This window comes from Rhodococcus sp. ACT016, from assembly GCF_050477185.1.
Lineage (GTDB): Bacteria > Actinomycetota > Actinomycetes > Mycobacteriales > Mycobacteriaceae > Prescottella.
Map to the genome: position 1 here is coordinate 964647 of NZ_JBEAET010000001.1, position 18652 is coordinate 983298.

Below are 18652 nucleotides of genomic sequence, written 5' to 3' on the forward strand. Positions count from 1 at the left end.
CCGAGGAGACTCGGACCATTCTCTAGGTGGCCGCGGTCATCGGTCGCGAATTCGACACGGCCGTATTGGAATCGGCATCGGACATCGACGGTGAGGCGCTGCTCGAACGGATCGAACCGGCGCTGCTCGAGGGACTGGTCAGCGAAGTGGCAACGAGTGGGATTTGCGCTTCACCCACGCCTTCGTTCAGGAATCCCACGGCCGTGCTGGCCGCCTACTAAGCCGGCGACGAACCGCTCGCGCGTGCTCTGCTGGATCGCTTCACCACCGCCGTGCATCCGAGATGGGTCTCGGAATGGCTGCTCTTCCAATGGGGACTGGGGGCGTCGGCGCTCGGTGCTCCCGACCCGCAACTGATCTACGACCAGCTGGCCCATCCGCGTCACGCCTCGTGTCGGGATCCTTCGGGCATCCGAGGTGCGCACCTAGTCGGCGTGAAGAGTTCTCCAAGTGTGGACGGACAGGCTCGTGACCAGATTCCACGATCGGCGTGGGATCCCGTCACGAGGAGAGACCATGGACCTGTCGACACCGTCGACGAGGACGCTCACACCGACCGACATCGACAACCTCAAAGGGGCCGTGCTGGGTCCGGTGTTCCTGCCCGACGAGCCCGGCTATGCGACCGAGGTGTTCGCGTGGAACGTCGCGGTGACCCCGACACCCGGAGTGGTCGTGGGCGCCACCTGCGCCGCGGATGTGGCAGCGGTGGTCCGCTGGGCGGGGCAGCGGGGGCTGGCCGTCGGAGTGCAGGCGACCGGCCACGGTGTCCTGCCGACGTCGGACGACACGGTCCTGATCTCCACCAAGCGGATGGGTGAGGTCGCCGTCGACGCGTCGTCCGCGACGGCGCGCGTCGGAGCCGGCGTCAAATGGCGGCAGGTGATCGACGCCGCCGCACCGCACGGACTCGGCGTGGTGTGCGGTTCGTCGACCGCTGTGGGTGTCGTCGGGTTCACGGTCGGCGGCGGTGTCGGCCCGTTGTCGCGGACCTACGGATTCGGAGCGGACAACGTCCGGCGGATCGAGGTCGTCACCGCGGACGGCGTCGTCCGCTCGGTCGACGCCGAGCACGACCCCGACCTGTTCTGGGCGCTGCGCGGCGGCAAGGGCAACTTCGGAATCGTGACCGCGATCGAGGTCGGCCTCATCGCCCTCCCGACCCTGTTCGGCGGCGGAATCTTCTTCGCGGCGGAGCACACCGCGGACGTCCTGGACGCGTACCGGAGGTGGGCCCGTGCCCTGCCCGAGGAGATGACGACATCGGTCGCGCTGCTGCGCCTGCCCCCGGATCCGGGTCTGCCCGAGCCGCTGCGCGGCCGATTCGTCGTCCATCTGCGTGTCGCATACGTCGGACCCGCCGATGTCGGGGTTCGTCTGCTCGAGCCGATGCGGGCCGTCGCGCCGGCCATTCTCGACACGGTGGGAGAGATGCCGTTCAGCGCTGTCGACGCGATTCACCAGGATCCGGTCGACCCGATGCCGTCGTGCGAGCGGGGAGCGCTGCTCCGCGAGCTGACCGCCGAGACGATCGAAGCGCTTCTCGACGTCGCGGGACCACAGTGCGATGTGCCGCTCGCCATGGTCGAAATCCGTCAGCTGGGCGGGGCGCTGGACCGCATGCCCGAGGTCCCCAATGCCGCGGGCGGTCGGGGTGCCGCGTTCTCGTTGTTCGTGATCGCACCGCTCCTGCCCGAATTGGCCGACATCGCACCGGGACTCGTCGACGCGGTCGTGGCCTCGGTCGCGTCGTCGACCGCGGATGGGGCGTTCGTCAACTTCCTCGGACGCGCTTCCACACCCGCCGACGTGCTCGGCGCCTGGGCCCCCGAGGACCGCGAGAGGTTGCTGCGCATCAAGCACCTGCACGATCCGACGAACGTATTCCGCGCCGGATATGCGCTCAGCGGTGACCGACGCACCGCACCGGTCACCGTCTGACCCGCCCCGGAACGGCCGAAGGGACCCTTCAGGCGCTCACAGCGCATGAAGGGTCCCTTCAGCGGGGTACCCGAGGACGATCAGGGCAGCGGCGGCTGCGCGCCCTCGACGCCGTCGAAGTTGATCGACGAGAACTCGTGCAGCTTCTCGAGGCGGTGGTAGGCCTCGATCATGCGGACCGTGCCGGACTTGCTGCGCATCACGATCGACTGCGTCGTGGCGCCGCCGCCGTAGTAGCGCACACCCTTGAGCAGGTCGCCGTCGGTGACGCCGGTCGCGCAGAAGAAGATGTTCTCGCCGGTGACGAGCTCCTCGGTCCGCAGCACACGATCCAGGTCGTGTCCGGCGTCGAGGGCCTTCTGGCGCTCCGCCTCGTCCGTGGGGGCCAGCTTGCCCTGCAGCGCGCCACCCATGCAGCGCAGCGCGGCCGCGGCGATGATGCCCTCGGGCGTGCCGCCGATGCCGAGCAGCATGTCGACGCCGGACTCGGGGCGCGCCGTCGCGATCGCGCCGGCGACGTCGCCGTCGGAGATCAGGCGGATCCGGGCACCGGTCTCGCGGATCTCACGGATGATCTCGGCATGGCGCGGGCGGTCCAGGATCGTGACGGTGGTGTCGGAGACCGCGCGGTTCTTCGCCTTCGCGACGCGGCGGATGTTCTCGGCGACGCCGGCCGACAGGTCGATGACGTCGGCGGCCTCGGGGCCCACCGCGATCTTGTCCATGTAGAACACGGCCGACGGATCGAACATCGCGCCACGCTCGGCAACCGCCAGGACCGCGATCGAGCCCGGTGCGCCCTTGCTCATCAGCGTCGTGCCGTCGATCGGGTCGACTGCGACGTCGCACAGCGGGCCGTCGCCGTTGCCGACCTCTTCGCCGTTGTAAAGCATCGGGGCTTCGTCCTTCTCGCCCTCACCGATGACGACGACGCCCTGCATCGAGACCGAGCTCACCATATGGCGCATGGCGTCGACGGCGGCACCGTCGCCGCCCTCCTTGTCGCCCCGCCCGACCCAGCGGCCTGCAGCCATGGCGGCGGCTTCGGTGACTCGCACCAATTCGAGAGCGAGGTTGCGGTCCGGGGCCTCGCGGCGACTCGATGGGGTGCTGGCCGTCATGGGCAGTGCCTCCTGCTGCAGTCAAGGTCGGCGCAATGTGGTGGCCGACACTTCGGGACGGTCGACCGCGGTGCGGTCGGGGCCGTCGATTCGGTGGACGAATCTCGAGGGTGATTCTTTCAGAACACGGGGATGCATGACCTGGTGGGCCACCCCGAGCCGGGAACAGGAATACTGGACATCGTGCCCGACAAGAAGCCCCGCATCCTGCAGAACGGCCAAGACATGGCCTGGTCGCTGATTCCGCTGGTGATCGCGTGTCTGCTGATTGCGGTGGTTGCCCAGTCCTGCTCGTTCAGCCCGGGTGGTCCGAAGCAGGGGCCGATCCCGAGCTTCAACGCCAAGGAGGCGTTGAAGTACGACTCGCGCGAGCTGGGCTTTCCGATCCGTCAGCCGGAGATTCCCGAGGGCTGGACGCCGAACTCGGGTTCGCGAAGCATCGTCTCGGGTGACGGCGGCGGTGACTCGAGCAACATCGGTTTCATCACCAAAGCCGGCCGGTACATCCAGCTGACGCAGAGCAATGCCTCCGAGGAGGCGCTGGTCCCGTTCATCGCCGGTGAACCCCGGTACGCGACCGGCACCGAGCAGATCGGTGACCACACGTGGGACGTGTTCGGCGGCGACGGCGTCGAGGCCATCTGGGCCAGCGACTTCGGTGACACCCGAATCCTGATCACCGGGCCCGCACCCGCGCCGGACTTCACCACGCTCGCGACCGCGGTCGGCGCGGTCGAGCCGATGCAGCGGTAGGACTACTCGTCCGAGCTGTCGTCGTCGGCGTGGGCGAGCGCCTGCTCCACCCGCCGACGGGCGCCCGCGAGATGCTCCTCGCAGCGCTTCGCGAGTGCCTCGCCGCGCTCCCACAGGGCGAGCGATTCGTCCAGGTCCAGGCCGCCCAGCTCCAGGGTCTTCACGACGACGACCAGTTCGTCCCGGGCCGCCTCGTACCCGAGTTCGGCGACATCTGCGTTGCTCATGACTCTCTTCCCATCACGGCGGCGCGCACCGCGCCGTCGGCCAATCTGACCCGGATCTGTGTGCCCGGCGGTGCGTCGTCCACGGACCGCAGCACCTCAGGCTCGTTGTCGCCGAGCACCTTCTGCACGACGGCGTAGCCACGGGCCAGCGTCGCCGCCGGTCCCAGCGTCGTCAGCCGCGCCTGCAGGTGCGCGACGGTGGTCGCCTCGGCGTCGATCGCGCGGGTCACGTCCCGGCGCGCGGCGTCGCGCAGCCGGTCGACCTCCTCGGCCCGGCGGTCGATCCCGGCGAGCGGATCGGCGAGCACGGGGCGGCTGCGGAGCTGCTCGACGAGGTGCGCCTCGCGCTGAACCCAGTTGCGCAGCGCCGCGGCACTGCGCCCCCGCAGCTCGGACACCAGCGCCTGCTCGGCCACGGCGTCGGGCACGACGCGCTTGGCGGCATCGGTGGGGGTTGCGGCCCGCAGGTCGGCGACGTGGTCGCTGAGCGGGCTGTCCGGTTCGTGGCCGATCGCGCTCACCACCGGCGTCGTGCACGCCACGATCGCGCGGCACAGCGTCTCGTCGGAGAACGGCAGCAGGTCCTCGACGCTGCCACCGCCGCGGGCGAGGATGATGACGTCGACGTTCGGATCCTGATCCAGTTCCTGGAGCGCCGCGATGATCTGCGGGACCGCGGTGGGGCCCTGCACGGTGGCGTGCCGCACCTCGAACCGCACCGCCGGCCATCGGCGCTGGGCGACACTGAGCACGTCGCGCTCGGCGGCACTGGCCCGGGCCGTGACCAGGCCGATCGTGCCGGGCAGGAACGGGAGCGGACGCTTGAGCCGCGGATCGAACAGGCCCTCGGCGGCCAGCAGTGCGCGGAGCCGCTCGATGCGGGCCAGCAGTTCACCGATGCCGACGGCGCGGATCTCCGTCACCCGCAGCGACACCGTGCCGCGGCCGGTGTAGAACGACAGCTTGCCGAACATCACGACGCGGCTGCCCTCGGTGAGCGGCACCGGCGCGTCCCGCAGCAGTTGCGGCGAGCACGTCACCGACAGTGACATGTCGACCGACGGATCGCGCAGCACCAGAAAGGCGGTCCGTGTTCCGGGCCGCGCGTTGATCTGGGTGATCTGTCCCTCCACCCACACGCTGCCCAGCCGGTCGATCCATTGCGCGACTTTGGTGGAGACGGTCCGCACCGGCCAGGGCTGCTCTGCGGTGCTCGGGGACGGGCCGCCGGACGCGGGACGAGCGGACGTCACTTGGCTTTGGCGGCGGTGATGCGGTTGGCGAGCATGGTCTGGAACGGCGCGCGGGCCGCAGTCTGCTCCTCGTATTCGAGCAGGGTCGTCAGATCCTCCACGGAGAGCGACCGGAGCCGCGATCGCAGCTGGGCGAGCGTGAGGGCCGCGTAGTCCAGTTCCTCGGCGATCTCGGGAACCGGGACATGCTGGGCGGCCGGCGCGGCGTCGGCGGCCTTCGCCGGGCGGTCGGCCTCGTCGCTGTCCTCGGTCGGGGTGGTCGAGTACAGCGCGAACCGGCCCGGAGCGGTCGGCCGGTCGCCCGCCTCGGTCTCCGTCGGGGCCTCGACGTCCACCTCACCGTCGGTGTCGAAGTCGGTGCGGTCCTCGTCGAACACCGCCCACGACGGTTCTTCCTCGTGGCGGTCGAAAACGCAGAACGCCTGGTCACCCTTGATGGCGAGCGCTGTCATGGACTGCTGGACCCGCATCGTGGTCTGCAGCACCTGGCTGACGGCGGTCATCGGCAGCGTCATCGCGGTGGAGGGCAGCTTGAGTGCCTCTTCGTAGGCCGTGATGGCCATACCGGCGGCGACGCGCGCCATGAACGGGGGACGGATCATGCTCACAGCCTGCCTCACGACGACGGTATTTGGTAGCTGACGGCCCCGGAGATCTGACGTGGAATTTCGACGTGGTCGTGTGCTGGAGCGGGCACCGGCGGCGTGCACCGTAGGCTGGAGCCATGTCTTCGGCAGTTCCTCTCAATCTGGGTATCGCCCGATCCGCCGGTACCGACGCGGCCGGTGAGGGCAAGCGGGTTCTCCTGGCCGAGCCTCGCGGCTACTGCGCCGGCGTCGACCGTGCGGTCGAGACCGTCGAGAAGGCCCTCGAGAAGCACGGCGCTCCCATCTACGTGCGCAAGGAGATCGTGCACAACCGTCACGTCGTCGACACTCTCGCCGAGCGCGGTGTCGTCTTCGTCGACGAGACCGACGAGGTGCCGGAGGGGTCGGTGCTGGTGTTCTCCGCGCACGGCGTGTCGCCGGCGGTCCACACCGCGGCCGCGGAGCGGAACCTGCACACCATCGACGCGACGTGCCCGCTGGTGACGAAGGTCCACCAGGAGGCCAAGCGGTTCGCGCGCGACGACTACGACATCCTGCTGATCGGGCACGAAGGCCACGAGGAGGTCGAGGGGACCGCCGGCGAGGCCCCCGACCACGTGCAGCTCGTCGACGGCCCCGACGCGGTCGAAAAGGTCACGGTGCGCGACGGCGCCAGAGTCATCTGGCTGTCGCAGACAACGCTTTCCGTCGACGAGACGATGGAGACGGTGCAGCGGCTGCGGCAGAAGTTCCCGCAGCTCGAGGATCCGCCGAGCGACGACATCTGCTACGCCACCCAGAACCGTCAGGTGGCGGTGAAGGCGATGGCGCCGGAGTGCGACCTGGTGATCGTGGTCGGATCGCGGAACTCGTCCAACTCGGTGCGTCTGGTCGAGGTGGCGCTGGGCGCCGGCGCTCGCGCCGCGCACCTGGTCGACTACGCCCGCGAGGTCGATCTGGCCTGGCTCGACGGCGTGCGGACCGTCGGCATCACGTCCGGTGCATCGGTTCCCGAGGTGCTGGTGCGGGGAGTTATCGACCTGCTTGCCGAGCAGGGCTTCGCCGATGTGCAATCGGTGACCACCGCCAACGAGACGCTCGTCTTCGCGCTGCCTCGGGAACTGCGCGCCGCCCGCAACTGACGTCGGACAGAAGAAGGCGCCCCGGGACGGATGTCCCGGGGCGCCTTCTTCTGTCCGACGTTCTACTCGCCGATCGGCGGCTCGCGCCGGTCTCGGTAGCGCACCCGCGGTGCCGGACGCGCCGGCATGTCCACCGCAGGACGGGAGCGGACCGGGATGGGGTCGCGCTGGATGGGCGCGCGGTCGCGGGCGATCGGCTCGCCGTACACGGTCTCGCGCCGGGCTTCGCGTCGCACGGGTTCGCGGTAGCCGGCGTCGCGCCCGCCGTACGTGGGCGCTTGCGCGGTGACGGGCTCGTGGGTCGGGCGCGGCGGACGCGGATCGTTCATCGGGGCGCGCTGGGGCCGCGGGCGGCGCTCCATCGGTGACTCGTGGTCGTCACGCAGCGGGCGGTCGCCGCGCCGTGTCGCGGCCCGCGAGGGACGGGAAGAGGGCTCGCGGCGGTCCGCCGCGTCGGCGCGAGTCGTGGTGCGCCTGGCCGTGGCCCGAGCCGGGGCACCCTTGCCCTGCTGGGCGAAGAACACGCGAGCGCCGGCGATCAGTGCCACCACGACGGTGGCGGCCAGCATCAACGGAAAGCGATTGACCAGGGGATATGCGACATTGAGCGCGAGGTCCTTGAGGTTGGTACCGCTGCTGTCGGACAGGACCTGCTGGCCGAACGGCACCGCGACGAACAGGAGCAGCGGCGGCTGCACGACGGCGGTGAACAGTCCCCGATGGCGAACGGCGAGCACCGCCAGGACGCATCCGACGAAGTACAGCGCCGAGAACGTCGACGTCAGTTCGTTTCCCGACATTGCGTCGAGCGCGAAGCCGATGAAGGTCAACCCAGCGGCGACGACGACAGCCCCCCAGGCGGGTACGCCGGGAACGGTGGGGAGGGCCGATCGTTGGTCGAGCGGCACCCCGGAACGAGCACGTTGGGTTGCGGACACACTTCGACAGTAGTCGCTGACGGTCGGCTTGCTTTGTTGGCGGGACCGTCTGATGCCGAGAATTCGCTGAGAATGCGGCGCCTTTACGGAGTTGGCGGGCGCGCGGAACCGGCATGTCCGGTTCGGTGGGCTGTCGGTCGGGTGCTCTACCGTCGTTCGCCATGAGGATCCTGCACACCTCCGACTGGCACGTCGGGCGCACCTTCCACGGTGTCGACCTGCTCGGTGACCAGGCACGGGTGCTCGACGCGATCGCGGACCTGGTCGTCGCCCACGACGTCGACGTCGTGGTGGTACCGGGGGACGTGTACGACCGCTCCATTCCGAGCGCCGACGCGGTCGCGGTGTGCAACAGGGGGTTCGAGGCGATTCGTGCGGCCGGTGCTGTGATCGTCGCCACGTCCGGCAATCACGACTCGCCGGTGCGCCTCGGCGCCGGGGCGGCGTTCTCGGCTGCGGGCGGGCTGCACCTGCTGACCCGGGTGGGTGCCTTGGACACCCCGGTGGTCCTCGACGACGAGCACGGCCCGGTCGCGTTCTACGGCATCCCGTACCTCGAGCCGGAGATCACCCGGGCCGAGTTGGGTGCGCCGCAGGCGCGGTCCCATGCCGAGATCCTCGACGTGGCGATGGCCCGGATCCGCGCCGACCTGGACACGCGCCGGGCCGAGACGTCGGGACTGCGTTCGGTTCTGCTGGCACACGCGTTCGTCGTCGGTGGCGAAGCGACCGGCTCGGAGCGTTCGATCTCTGTCGGTGGCGTCGAGACCGTGTCGGCCGTCGCGTTCGACGGTGTCGACTACGTCGCGCTCGGCCACCTGCATTCGCCGCAGACCCTGGCCGAGAACGTCCGATACAGCGGGTCGCCGTTGCCGTACTCGTTCGGTGAGCGGTCGCACCGCAAGGCGGTGTGGCTGGTGGACGTGGACGCCGCCGGACTCGCCGGTGTCGAGCGGATCGACCTGCCCTTGGTGCGTGGGCTCAGTCAGCTCACCGGGACCCTCGACGAACTCCTGCACGACGCGGCGTTCGCGTCGGCGGAGGACCACTACGTGTCGGCCGTTCTCACCGACCCGCTGCGCCCGGTCGACGCCATGCGGGCACTACAGGCGCGTTTCCCGTACGCGGTGCACATGGAGTGGCAACGCCCCGAAGGTAATCCGGAGTTGAAGTACCGCGAGCGGGTCCGCGGACGCTCCGACATCGAAGTGGCGCAGGGCTTCCTCTCCGACGTGCGCAGTGAGGCGAGTGCGGGGGAGATCCGGCTGTTCGAGGACGCGTTGCGCAGCGCCGCGGCGGCCGAGGTCGTGTCGGTCGTCGATCCGGTCGACGCGCTGGAGGTTTCGGCGTGAGGCTGCACAACCTCCAGGTCACGGCGTTCGGCCCGTTCGCCGACACCGTCGAGGTCGACTTCGACGAACTGGGCGCGGACGGGCTGTTCCTGCTGCACGGGCAGACGGGGGCCGGTAAGACGACGATCCTCGATGCCGTCGCTTTCGCGCTGTACGGCACGGTGCCCGGCGCCCGCAAGGAGGGCAAGCGGCTGCTGTCGGACCACGCGCCGGCCGGAGCGGTGCCGACGGTGACCCTCGAGGCGACCATCGGGGGGCGACGTCTGCGGATCGCCCGCAGCCCCGAGTACGAGCGCCCCAAGAAGCGCGGCTCGGGAACGCTGACCGAGAACGCGAAGGCGACGCTCACGTGGCTCGACGGTGCGGGCGAGAACCTGTCGCGTATCCCGGACATCGCGCGGGAGGTGGAGCGTCTGCTCGGCATGACTGCGGACCAGTTCTTCCAGGTGGTGCTGCTGCCGCAGGGCGAGTTCGCCAAGTTCCTGCGGGCGGACAACGAGGAACGCGGCAAGCTCCTCGAGAAGCTCTTCGACACCACGCGCTTCAAGTCCGTCGAGGACTGGCTCGTCGACCGCAGAAGGGTCAGCGCGACCCGCGTCGAGGACCAGCGCAAGCAGGTGGATCTGCTGCTGGCGCGGGTGTCCACGGCTGCGGGGATCGAGGCCGGTGCCGACGGCGACCCCCTCAGCTGGTCGCGGCGACTGCTGGACCAGTCCGTCGAGACGGCCGACCTGACGGCAGCGGAACTGGGCCGGGCGCGTGCCGCGGAGGAGGAGGCTCGTGCCGGGGAGGTGGAGGCCCGGCGGGTGCGCGAATTGCAGACGCGGCGCGACCGTGCCCGGGCCACGCTGGCCGAACTCGAGGCCGGGGCGGCCGAGCGCGACGCGCTTGCCGGCGAGGCGGATCGGGCGGCGCGGGCCGCCGTCGTCGCGGCGGCCGCCGCGGACGCGGAGTCTGCGACCCGGGAGGCCGAGTCCGCGGTGGCACGCGCTCGTTCGGTCGCCGACCGGCTCGGTGCGTCCGAGGACGGTGCGGGGCTCGTCGCGACGCTGTCGTGGCCGCAGACGGACGTCGACCGCGACGCGATCCGCGCCGGGGGCCGCGAGTGGACCGCGGAGGTGGTCCGTCTGGACGGGCTGCTCGGTGAGGCCCAGGCGATGGCCCAGCTCGAGCGTGACGTGGTCCAGATGCGCAGGAGCAGTGCGGATCTGGCGCGACGAGCCGGGGAGCTGGCGACCGCGCGTGCCGAGTGGCCTGCGGCGTTGACATCGGCCGAGGAGGCGCTGCGGGCGGCCGAGCAGGCGCAGGCGTCGTTGCCCGCGCTCGAGGACGCCGCGACCCGCGCCGCCGATGCGGCCCTCGCGGCCGACGAATTGGTATCGGCGAGAACGGCTTTCGAGAAGCATCGCGCGACGGTCGCGGAGGCGCGCGACACGCACCAGAACGCGCGGCACCGCCTCCTCGACCTATGCGAGCAGCGGATCGCGGGCATGGCCGCCGAACTGGCCGCACAGCTGGTCGACGGTGAGCAATGTGCGGTGTGCGGCTCGGTGGATCACCCCGCGCCGGCGCGGCCGGGCGACGCGACGGTCACCAAGGACGACGAGGAGGCGGCGCGACTCGCGGAACAGCGGGCCGCCCGCGCCCTGGAGACCGAGACCGAGCGGCAATCGCAACTCGAGCGGGCCGTCGAGTTGCTGGCCCAGCGCGGTGGCGACGGTGATCGCGACGAGTTGCGGCGTCTGCACCAGGTGGCCGCCGCGGCAGTCGACCACGCGCGCTCGGGCGCCGGGAGCCTTGCGTGGGCATCCGACACCGTGAGCGAACTCCGTTCCCGCGGTGCGCAGTTGGACGAGCAGTCGCGCGCGGTCGACGCCGAGCGGGTCGCGCTCGACACCCGCATCGAGGGCGCCGAGGAGCAGGTGACGTCGTTGCGTGCCCGGCTGTCCGAGGCGTCCGGCGGCGACCGCGACGTGCAGGCCCGCCGCGACCGGTTCGACGACCTGTCGACCCGGGCCGCGCAGCTGCTCGACGCCCGGGACCGCGCCGCGGCGCTCGATACGACGGCGCGCGACCTCGACGCCCGCGTCCACGCGGCCGCGACCGATGCCGGGTTCGGCTCGCTCGAAGAGGCGTCGGCGGCGGTGCGCCCGCCCGCCCGGGTGGAGCAGATCGAGGCCGTCCTCACCGCGGCCCGCGATCGCCTCGCGGGTGCCCGCGCGGTCCTGTCGGAGCCCGAGGTCGTGGCGGTCGCGGACCTCGATCCGGTCGACACCGTGGGGCCGGAGACGCTCGCACGCGAGGCCGCGACGGTCGTCGAGACCGCCGCGGCCGCAGCCTCGGAGGCCGACACCCGGCGCGGGAACCTCGAGCGACTCGTCGCGCATCTCGAAGAGACCATGATCGCGCTCGGCCCGGTGCTCGCGGCGCACGAGGAACTCGCCGGGCTGGCCGACGTGGTGGCCGGGCGCGGTCAGAACTCGCGCAAGATGTCGCTGCGGTCGTACGTGCTCGCGTCGCGGCTCGAGGAGGTCGCGGTGTCGGCGTCGGCGCGGCTGCGTCGCATGTCCGCCGGCCGGTACGAGTTCGTCCACTCGGACGAGGCCGGCGCCCGGGGGCGTCGGGGCGGACTCGGCCTCGACATCCGGGACGACTACACCGGCGTGGTCCGGTCGGCGAAGACGCTGTCGGGCGGCGAGTCGTTCCTGGCGTCGCTGGCGTTGGCACTCGGCCTCGCCGACGTGGTGGCCGCCGAGTCGGGCGGCGTCGTGCTCGACACGATGTTCATCGACGAGGGATTCGGCACCCTCGACGCCGACACCCTGGACCTGGTGATGGGCGTCCTCGACGAACTGCGGGCGGGTGGACGGGTCGTCGGGATCGTCAGCCACGTCGATGAGATGCGACAGCGGATCCCGAGCCGGCTGCACGTTGTGCGCGGCCGGACCGGGTCCACGCTCGAGATGATCGCCGGCTAGTTGCGGGCGGGCCCCGACGAGCTGGTGTCGGCGGCGTCCATGACCGGGACCGGCTCGGTGTCCGCGATCGGGCTGGGCTCCGGGGTCTGCGGCTCGCCGGTGTGCTCCGTCGCAGTTCCGTCGGCGGTCGCGTCGGCGGCGTCGAGCAGGGCGTCCCGCTCGAGGCGGTGATCGATCTGTTCGCCCAGGTACCGGATCACGACGGCGGCGACCGCGGCGACCGGGACGGCGAGGAAGGCGCCGACGATGCCGTACAGCGAGCTGCCGGCGGCAACGGCGAGCAGCACCACGACGGCGTGCAGCTTCATGCTCTTGCTCTGCAGCACCGGCTGCAGGACGTTTCCTTCGATCTGCTGCACCGCGATGATGATCGCCAGCACGATCAGCGCGGTCGTCAGACCGTTGGCGACGAGCGCCACGAGCACCGCGAGGGCGCCGGCGACGAAGGCGCCGACGATCGGGATGAAGCCGCCGATGAACGTGAAGATCGCCAGCACGGGCGCGAGCGGCACGCCGAGGATCAGTAGCCCGGCGCCGATGAAGACGGCGTCGATGAGGCTGACGAGCGCCTGGGTCCGGATGAAGCCGCCCAGGGTGTCCCACATGCGGCCGAGGACCTCTTCGAGGTGACGTCCGGCGCGGCCACCGCCGACGCTGTGCAGCCACGGGATGAACCGCGGGCCGTCCTTGACGAAGAAGAACGCCAACACCATCACCAGGCCGAGCGTCACGATCATCGACCCGGCGGTGGTGACCCCGCTGAAGACGCCCGACGCGATCGCCGAGCCGCTCTCCTGGAGCTTGGTCGTGAGCGCGTGGATCGCGGTGTCGATCTGTTCGTCCTGCAGGTTGACCGGCGGGCCCTTGAGCCAGTTCTGCACCTGCTGGATGCCCTGGGTCGCCTTGTTCGCCAACTCCGGCGTCTGGTCGACGACCGACGGCACGATCAGCGCCACTACACCGCCGAGTATCGCGAAGAAGACCAGAAGGGTGATCGATGCCGCGCCGGCCGGCGGCACACCGCGTCGGGTGAGCGCGCGGGTGGGTGGCCACAGCACCGTGGAAACGATGATCGCGAGGAGCACCGGCAGCGTGACCACCCACAGCTTCTCGATGATCCAGCCCACGACGACCGCGCCGAGCGCGATCGCGGCGAGGCACAGCGACCACTTGGCGAGCCATATCCCGCCGACCCCGATCACCTCACCGCGGTCGCGCATCCGAGTGCGCGGGGAGGGTTGAATGATCTTGTTGACGCTCACAGCGCGGGGGTCCTTCCGGCGGTCGGGTGACAGTCTCCGTCGAATCTACGCATTTCTCCCCAGATAGGCGCGAGCAATCGATCCGGTCACGGCGTGGCGAATCCCGACATTCACGCTGCTGAACGAACGTAGTATCCGGCTCATGAGGAGCATCATCGGGAAAACAACCGCAACGATTGTCACCGCATCTGCTCTCGTGTTCGGGCTCTCGGCGTGCACCAACGACGGTGGCACGTCCGAGGAAACCAAGGAGAAGATCAGTTCCGCCGTCACATCGACGCCGGAGGCGGGGCCGGGGGAGGCACTGCGTTCCAGTGTCGAGGAGACGGCATCCGGCCTGGTGTCGAGCGTGCAGGCGACGGCGTCGAGCGTGGTGTCGGGCATCACCGGGGCGTGGGACCAGGCCAAACTGACCGCCTTCACCGCCACGTTCCGGACGGCGTACCCCAACCTGTCGAGCGACCGTGACGACGAGTCGATCGAGTCGATCGTCAAGGAGACGTGCACGGCCATCGACTCCGGCGCGAGCGACCAGCAGCAGGTCGCAAAGGTGAAGCAGGTCGCAACGAACGACGGCACGGTGCCGACCGAGGAGCAGGCCAACCGGATCCTGCAGTTGGTCAAGCCGGCGTGCCCGTAGGCGTCCGAGGCCGGAACGAGTAGGGATCGGCAGCGATCCAGTCCCGCCGCCACGCCGTCGGGGCGTGGTCGAGCAGTTCACCCGGCTCGAGCCACTCGTACAGCTCGGCGTAGTTGCGGGTCGTGACGCCGTCGATGCGCCGGTTCAGCATCGACGGGTGCAGCTCGTCGAAGCTGTCGAGGCCCATCGAGGCGATCATCTGCTTCGCGCTGGCGACGGTGGCCTTCTGGAACCGGTACACGCGGTCGGCCTTGTCGGGCACGTCGAGGGCGCGGGCGCGCGCCGGGTCCTGGGTCGCGACGCCCACCGGGCACCGGTTGGTGTGGCACTTCTGCGCCTGGATGCATCCGACGGCGAACATCATCGCCCGCGCCGCGAGCGTGAAGTCGGCGCCCTGGATGGCGCGCTTGACGATGTCGGCGCCGCTGGCAATCTTGCCGGACGCGCCGATCTTGATGCGGTCGCGGAGCCCGGTGCCGACGAGGGCGTTGTGCACCGTCATCAGGCCCTCGGTGAGCGGCATGCCCATGTGGTCCTCGAACTCGACCGGTCCGGCACCGGTGCCGCCCTCGGCGCCGTCGACGATGATGAAGTCCGGGGTGACGTCGCGTTCGAGCATCGCCTTGCAGATGGCCAGGAACTCGACGCGGGAGCCGACGCACAGCTTGAACCCGACCGGCTTGCCGCCGGAGAGGGCGCGTAGGCGCACGATGAAGTCGATCAGCTCGTCGGGCGTGCCGAACTCGCGATGCACCGGCGGCGACGTCACCGTCTGGCCGATCGGGACACCGCGGGCCTCGGAGATCTCGGCGGTCACCTTTGCGCCGGGCAGCACACCGCCCATGCCGGGCTTGGCGCCCTGCGACAGCTTGACCGAGATGGCCTTGATCTGGTCGTCGGCCGCCTTCGCGGCGAACTGTTCGGGATCGAACTCGCCGGCGGGCGTCCGGCATCCGAAGTAGCCGGACGCGATCTCCCAGATGAGGTCGCCGCCGTGCTTGCGGTGGTAGCGGCTGATGGCGCCCTCGCCGGTGTCGTGCGCGAAGCCGCCGCGCGCGGCCCCGGCGTTGAGCGCTTCGATCGCGTTGGCGGACAGCGCCCCGAAACTCATCGCCGAGACGTTGAGCAGCGCGATGTCGTACGGGCGGGTGCAGTCGGGGCCGCCGAGGCGGACCGTCGGGGTGGCGTCGGGCGCGGTGCGGGCCCGCAGGGAGTGCGTCATGAACTCGTAGCCGACGGCGTGGACGTCGCGTTCGGTGCCGAACGGCTCCTCGTCGATCGTCCCTTTCGCCCTCTCGTACACCAGGTCACGCGTCTCGCGATCGAACGGTGTTCCGTCGGTGGGGGATTCGATGAAGTACTGCTGGATCTCGGGGCGGATGCCTTCGAGGAGGAACCGCGCGTGGCCGAGAACCGGGTAGTTGCGCAGGACGCTGTGTCGTCGCTGCGTCAGATCCCACGTGCCGAGCGCGGCCAGCGCCACCAGGGGGAGGGCGGCGACGAGCCACCACGGGGACACCGTCGGGACCGCGATCCCGGCGGCCAGAGCGAGCACCCAGAAGCAGACGACGATCGCGTTGCGAGCCATGCGGCGATGGTATGCGGAGGCGTCGGGTCGTACCCTGTCGGCGTTGCGGGTCGGTGTGTCCACCGGCGCCGGTCGAACGAAGGGATGCCCACGAACATGAACTCGGATCCGATCACCGAGCTGGAGGCCCAACTGGTCGACATGTGGCGGCGCGGGCGGATCCAGTCACGCGAGCGCGCTCGGGCGATCCACCCGAAACTCGACCCGGCCTGCTATCCGCTGCTGGCGATTCTGGCGCGGGAGGAAGCGGTTCCGATGTCGGCGCTGGTCGCCGAGTTGGGGGTGGAGAAGTCGACGCTCACTCGGCAGATCGACGCGGTGGTCCGGCTGGGCCTGGTGGAGCGTCGCCCCGATCCGCAGGACGCGCGGGCACGTCTGGTCGCGCTGACCGAACCCGGGAGCACGCAGCTCACGGCGCTGCGTGAGACCGCGATCGCGGAGTGGCGTGAGCGGCTGTCGCGCTGGGATCCCGCCGACGTCCGGCAACTGACGACGCTGCTGCGCAGGCTCGCGGACAGCACGAACTGAACGGATCTGCACTCCCCACCTGATAGTTGCGCATTGCAACTACTGGATCTATAGTTGTACTACTCAACTAATCGGGAGGTTCTCATGGTCGCGCCGGACAGTGCGGAGGTGCTCATCGATCACCTGCGTGATCTGATCCGGCAGGCTCGTGAGGTGTCGGCGGTGCTCGTACACGAGTCCGACGGCGAGATGCTCACCGAACCGCTGGGGGTTTTGCTCTCGCACGTGGCCGCCGGCCAGGGGCGACGATGCAACGTCCTCGCGGATCGAATGCGCGTCACCCCCTCGACGATGAGTCGGCACATCGCCCATGCGGAGGAACTCGGTTACCTGGACCGAGTGCCCGACCCCGTCGATCGCCGGGCCACCCTGCCCGCGCTCACCGACGAGGGGGCCGCGGTTCTGCGTCGCCATCGTGCGCGGCAGAGGGAATGGTTGCTGGAAGCGATCGCGGACTGGACGGACGAAGAGCTGCAACAGCTCCTGAGCGGGTTGGCGCGCCTGCGTTCGTCGATACAGCACCCGGTCTCGACGCACTGACGTCGAACTCTCAATTCACTTTTTACGCAACCGTTTTCGAGGTCACTCGAAGAATCGTGAGGTTTTTGCATGAGCACATCCGTCAGCCGGGCCACCGGCGCACCTGATGAGGCGGCGGACTCGCCGATGACGCACTCGCAGCGCATCCAGGCGCTCGTGGGCCTGCTGCTCGGCATGTTCGTCGCTTTCCTGTCGTCGACCATCGTCTCCAACGCGCTGCCGACCATCATCACCAGCTTGCACGGCACGCAGGACCAGTACACGTGGGTCGTGACGGCGACGCTGCTGGCGTCCACCGCGACCACCCCGATCTGGGGCAAGTTCTCCGACCTGGTCAGCAAGAAGCTGCTGGTGCAGCTGGCGCTCGTGATCTTCACGATCGGTTCGGTCCTGGCGGGCCTGTCGCAGTCGGTCGGCATGCTCATCGCGTTCCGCGCCGTCCAGGGCCTCGGTCTCGGTGGCCTGCAGGCGCTGGTCGTCATCGTCATCGCGACGATGTTCAGCCCGCGTGAACGCGGCCGGTACCAGGGCCCGATGGCCGGTGTCATGTCGATCGCGACCGTCGCCGGACCGCTGATCGGCGGCCTCATCGTCGACACCAGCTGGCTCGGCTGGCGCTGGACGTTCTTCGTCGGCGTCCCGCTCGCCGTCATCGCACTGGTCGTCATCCAGCGGACCCTCAACCTGCCGGTCGTCCGCAAGAACGTCAGTATCGATTACCTCGGCGCCCTGCTCATCGCGTCGGGCGTGAGCACCCTGCTGATCTGGGTGACGCTGGCGGGCAAGAACTTCGACTGGGCATCTGGTGTGTCGTTCGGGCTGGTCGCGCTCGGTGTCCTGCTGCTGGTCGCGGCGGTCTTCGCAGAGACCAAGGCCAAGGACCCGATCATCCCGCTGCGCCTGTTCAAGGACCGCACCACCACGCTGGCGACCCTCGCCAGTGTCTCGGTCGGCGTCGCGCTCTTCGGCGGCGCGGTGTTCCTGGGCCAGTACTTCCAGATCGCACGCGGCTACTCGCCGACCGTGGCGGGCCTGCTGACGCTGCCGATGGTCATCGGTTCGATGGTGTCGTCGGCGGTCTCGGGCGCGCTGATCACGAAGTTCGGCCGCTGGAAGGGTTTCCTCGTCGGTGGCGCGATCTTGATGACGGCCGGATTCTTCCTGCTGTCGACGATCGATCACGAGACCAACATGGTGCTGCTCGGCAGCTTCCTGTTCGTGCTCGGTGTCGGCATGGGCATGACGATGCAGAACCTGGTCCTGGCCGTGCAGAACACGGTCAGCCCGTCCGACCTGGGTTCGGCCAGCTCGGTGGTCTCGTTCTTCCGCTCGCTCGGTGGCGCGGCCGGCGTCTCCGTCCTCGGTGCGGTGCTGTCCAGCCACGTCGCGGACCTGACGATCAAGGGCCTGACCGCGGCCGGGGTCGACATGAGCCAGGCCGGTGGCTCGGGTGCCGGACTGTCGAACCTCAAGGAGCTGCCGGGTCCGATCGCGGACATCGTCCGCGGCGCCTACGGTGACGCGACCGCGCGGATCTTCCTGATCTCCGGCATCGTCTCGCTGCTCAGCTTCGTGGCGATCGTGTTGATCAAGGAGGTGGCACTGCGCACGTTCAGCGCGGACGAGCAGCGCCGCGCCGAGGCGGCCGGCGACGACGTCGACGCCGAACTCGCCGAGATCGTCCAGGGCGACCCGGTTCTCGTCGATCCGCTCCCGGCGGAGCCGACGGATTCGAGGCGCAGGTAGCAAAGCCCCGATCTGAAGAAGGGCCGGACGCCGTCCATGACGGTGTCCGGCCCTTC

General features: G+C 69.9%; 17 protein-coding genes. 10 read left to right on the top strand and 7 right to left on the bottom strand.

The window, feature by feature from the left end; genetic code table 11:
• Positions 1-26 precede the first annotated feature (26 nt).
• The gene (locus tag ACQ5DX_RS04595; RefSeq protein WP_430331497.1) at positions 27-221 is read left to right on the top strand and encodes a hypothetical protein; all 195 of its coding nucleotides are present in this window, start codon (positions 27-29) and stop codon (positions 219-221) included.
• Between the two features lie 295 nt (positions 222-516).
• Positions 517-1941, top strand: coding sequence for an FAD-binding oxidoreductase (locus ACQ5DX_RS04600; protein WP_430331498.1), 1425 nt, complete (start codon positions 517-519; stop codon positions 1939-1941).
• 80 nt (positions 1942-2021) lie between these two features.
• Here ACQ5DX_RS04600 and glpX read toward each other — a convergent pair whose 3' ends face one another.
• Positions 2022-3062 carry a class II fructose-bisphosphatase gene (gene glpX, locus ACQ5DX_RS04605; protein WP_430331499.1) on the bottom strand — a complete coding sequence of 347 codons (1041 nt, stop codon included), beginning with the start codon at positions 3060-3062 and terminating at the stop codon, positions 2022-2024.
• 183 nt (positions 3063-3245) lie between these two features.
• Between glpX and ACQ5DX_RS04610 the strand changes: the two genes are divergently transcribed.
• Positions 3246-3815 (top strand): DUF4245 domain-containing protein, encoded by a 570-nt coding sequence (locus tag ACQ5DX_RS04610; protein ID WP_430335543.1) that lies wholly within the window; start codon positions 3246-3248, stop codon positions 3813-3815.
• Between the two features lie 2 nt (positions 3816-3817).
• Here the strand turns inward: ACQ5DX_RS04610 and ACQ5DX_RS04615 are convergent, their stop codons facing one another.
• The 3 genes from ACQ5DX_RS04615 to ACQ5DX_RS04625 are packed head-to-tail and all read right to left on the bottom strand — an operon-like array spanning position 3818 to position 5897.
• Positions 3818-4042, bottom strand: a complete 225-nt coding sequence (locus ACQ5DX_RS04615) for an exodeoxyribonuclease VII small subunit (RefSeq protein WP_430331500.1) — start codon at positions 4040-4042, stop codon at positions 3818-3820.
• The gene (xseA, locus tag ACQ5DX_RS04620; protein ID WP_430331501.1) at positions 4039-5295 is read right to left on the bottom strand and encodes an exodeoxyribonuclease VII large subunit; all 1257 of its coding nucleotides are present in this window, start codon (positions 5293-5295) and stop codon (positions 4039-4041) included. The genes ACQ5DX_RS04615 and xseA overlap by 4 nt, the downstream gene beginning before the upstream one ends.
• Positions 5292-5897, bottom strand: coding sequence for a lipid droplet-associated protein (locus ACQ5DX_RS04625; RefSeq protein WP_430331502.1), 606 nt, complete (start codon positions 5895-5897; stop codon positions 5292-5294). The genes xseA and ACQ5DX_RS04625 overlap by 4 nt, the downstream gene beginning before the upstream one ends.
• 122 nt (positions 5898-6019) lie before the next feature.
• Here ACQ5DX_RS04625 and ACQ5DX_RS04630 point away from each other — a divergent pair, with 122 nt between their 5' ends.
• Positions 6020-7024, top strand: coding sequence for a 4-hydroxy-3-methylbut-2-enyl diphosphate reductase (locus ACQ5DX_RS04630; RefSeq protein ID WP_430331503.1), 1005 nt, complete (start codon positions 6020-6022; stop codon positions 7022-7024).
• 62 nt (positions 7025-7086) lie between these two features.
• Here ACQ5DX_RS04630 and ACQ5DX_RS04635 read toward each other — a convergent pair whose 3' ends face one another.
• The gene (locus ACQ5DX_RS04635; RefSeq protein WP_430331504.1) at positions 7087-7962 is read right to left on the bottom strand and encodes a DUF6542 domain-containing protein; all 876 of its coding nucleotides are present in this window, start codon (positions 7960-7962) and stop codon (positions 7087-7089) included.
• 161 nt (positions 7963-8123) lie between these two features.
• Here ACQ5DX_RS04635 and ACQ5DX_RS04640 point away from each other — a divergent pair, with 161 nt between their 5' ends.
• Both ACQ5DX_RS04640 and ACQ5DX_RS04645 read left to right on the top strand, forming a co-directional pair.
• On the top strand, positions 8124-9314 hold the full coding sequence (locus tag ACQ5DX_RS04640) for a metallophosphoesterase family protein (RefSeq protein ID WP_430331505.1): 1191 nt from the start codon (positions 8124-8126) through the stop codon (positions 9312-9314).
• The gene (locus ACQ5DX_RS04645) at positions 9311-12292 is read left to right on the top strand and encodes an AAA family ATPase (RefSeq protein WP_430331506.1); all 2982 of its coding nucleotides are present in this window, start codon (positions 9311-9313) and stop codon (positions 12290-12292) included. Before ACQ5DX_RS04640 ends, ACQ5DX_RS04645 begins: the two co-directional genes overlap by 4 nt.
• On the opposite strand, the gene ACQ5DX_RS04650 is transcribed toward ACQ5DX_RS04645, so the two are convergent.
• A complete protein-coding gene (locus ACQ5DX_RS04650; RefSeq protein WP_430335544.1) occupies positions 12289-13512 on the bottom strand; it encodes an AI-2E family transporter in 1224 nt (407 codons plus the stop codon). The two genes, ACQ5DX_RS04645 and ACQ5DX_RS04650, sit on opposite strands and share 4 nt — an antisense overlap.
• A gap of 184 nt (positions 13513-13696) precedes the next feature.
• Between ACQ5DX_RS04650 and ACQ5DX_RS04655 the strand changes: the two genes are divergently transcribed.
• Positions 13697-14194, top strand: coding sequence for a hypothetical protein (locus ACQ5DX_RS04655; protein ID WP_430331507.1), 498 nt, complete (start codon positions 13697-13699; stop codon positions 14192-14194).
• Here the strand turns inward: ACQ5DX_RS04655 and ACQ5DX_RS04660 are convergent.
• Complete coding sequence (locus ACQ5DX_RS04660) at positions 14175-15782, bottom strand: FMN-binding glutamate synthase family protein (protein ID WP_430331508.1); 1608 nt, start codon at positions 15780-15782, stop codon at positions 14175-14177. The genes ACQ5DX_RS04655 and ACQ5DX_RS04660 overlap by 20 nt on opposite strands.
• Before the next feature lie 96 nt (positions 15783-15878).
• On the opposite strand from ACQ5DX_RS04660, the gene ACQ5DX_RS04665 reads away from it, so the two are divergent.
• The 3 genes from ACQ5DX_RS04665 (at position 15879) to ACQ5DX_RS04675 (ending at position 18596) form a co-directional block, all read left to right on the top strand.
• Positions 15879-16310, top strand: coding sequence for a MarR family winged helix-turn-helix transcriptional regulator (locus ACQ5DX_RS04665; RefSeq protein ID WP_430331509.1), 432 nt, complete (start codon positions 15879-15881; stop codon positions 16308-16310).
• An 84-nt stretch (positions 16311-16394) separates the two neighbouring features.
• Complete coding sequence (locus ACQ5DX_RS04670; protein ID WP_430331510.1) at positions 16395-16850, top strand: MarR family winged helix-turn-helix transcriptional regulator; 456 nt, start codon at positions 16395-16397, stop codon at positions 16848-16850.
• Positions 16851-16976: 126 nt separating this feature from the next.
• Complete coding sequence (locus ACQ5DX_RS04675; protein WP_430335545.1) at positions 16977-18596, top strand: MDR family MFS transporter; 1620 nt, start codon at positions 16977-16979, stop codon at positions 18594-18596.
• The last annotated feature ends 56 nt before the right edge of the window (positions 18597-18652 follow it).

Coding starts and splice junctions, on each gene's coding strand:
- ACQ5DX_RS04600 (WP_430331498.1), top strand. CDS start 517: ATGGACCTGTCGACACCGTCGACGAGGACGCTCACACCGACCGACATC.
- glpX (WP_430331499.1), bottom strand. CDS start 3,062: ATGACGGCCAGCACCCCATCGAGTCGCCGCGAGGCCCCGGACCGCAAC.
- ACQ5DX_RS04615 (WP_430331500.1), bottom strand. CDS start 4,042: ATGAGCAACGCAGATGTCGCCGAACTCGGGTACGAGGCGGCCCGGGAC.
- ACQ5DX_RS04625 (WP_430331502.1), bottom strand. CDS start 5,897: ATGATCCGTCCCCCGTTCATGGCGCGCGTCGCCGCCGGTATGGCCATC.
- ACQ5DX_RS04630 (WP_430331503.1), top strand. CDS start 6,020: ATGTCTTCGGCAGTTCCTCTCAATCTGGGTATCGCCCGATCCGCCGGT.
- ACQ5DX_RS04640 (WP_430331505.1), top strand. CDS start 8,124: ATGAGGATCCTGCACACCTCCGACTGGCACGTCGGGCGCACCTTCCAC.
- ACQ5DX_RS04650 (WP_430335544.1), bottom strand. CDS start 13,512: ATGCGCGACCGCGGTGAGGTGATCGGGGTCGGCGGGATATGGCTCGCC.
- ACQ5DX_RS04655 (WP_430331507.1), top strand. CDS start 13,697: ATGAGGAGCATCATCGGGAAAACAACCGCAACGATTGTCACCGCATCT.
- ACQ5DX_RS04660 (WP_430331508.1), bottom strand. CDS start 15,782: ATGGCTCGCAACGCGATCGTCGTCTGCTTCTGGGTGCTCGCTCTGGCC.
- ACQ5DX_RS04665 (WP_430331509.1), top strand. CDS start 15,879: ATGAACTCGGATCCGATCACCGAGCTGGAGGCCCAACTGGTCGACATG.
- ACQ5DX_RS04670 (WP_430331510.1), top strand. CDS start 16,395: ATGGTCGCGCCGGACAGTGCGGAGGTGCTCATCGATCACCTGCGTGAT.
- ACQ5DX_RS04675 (WP_430335545.1), top strand. CDS start 16,977: ATGACGCACTCGCAGCGCATCCAGGCGCTCGTGGGCCTGCTGCTCGGC.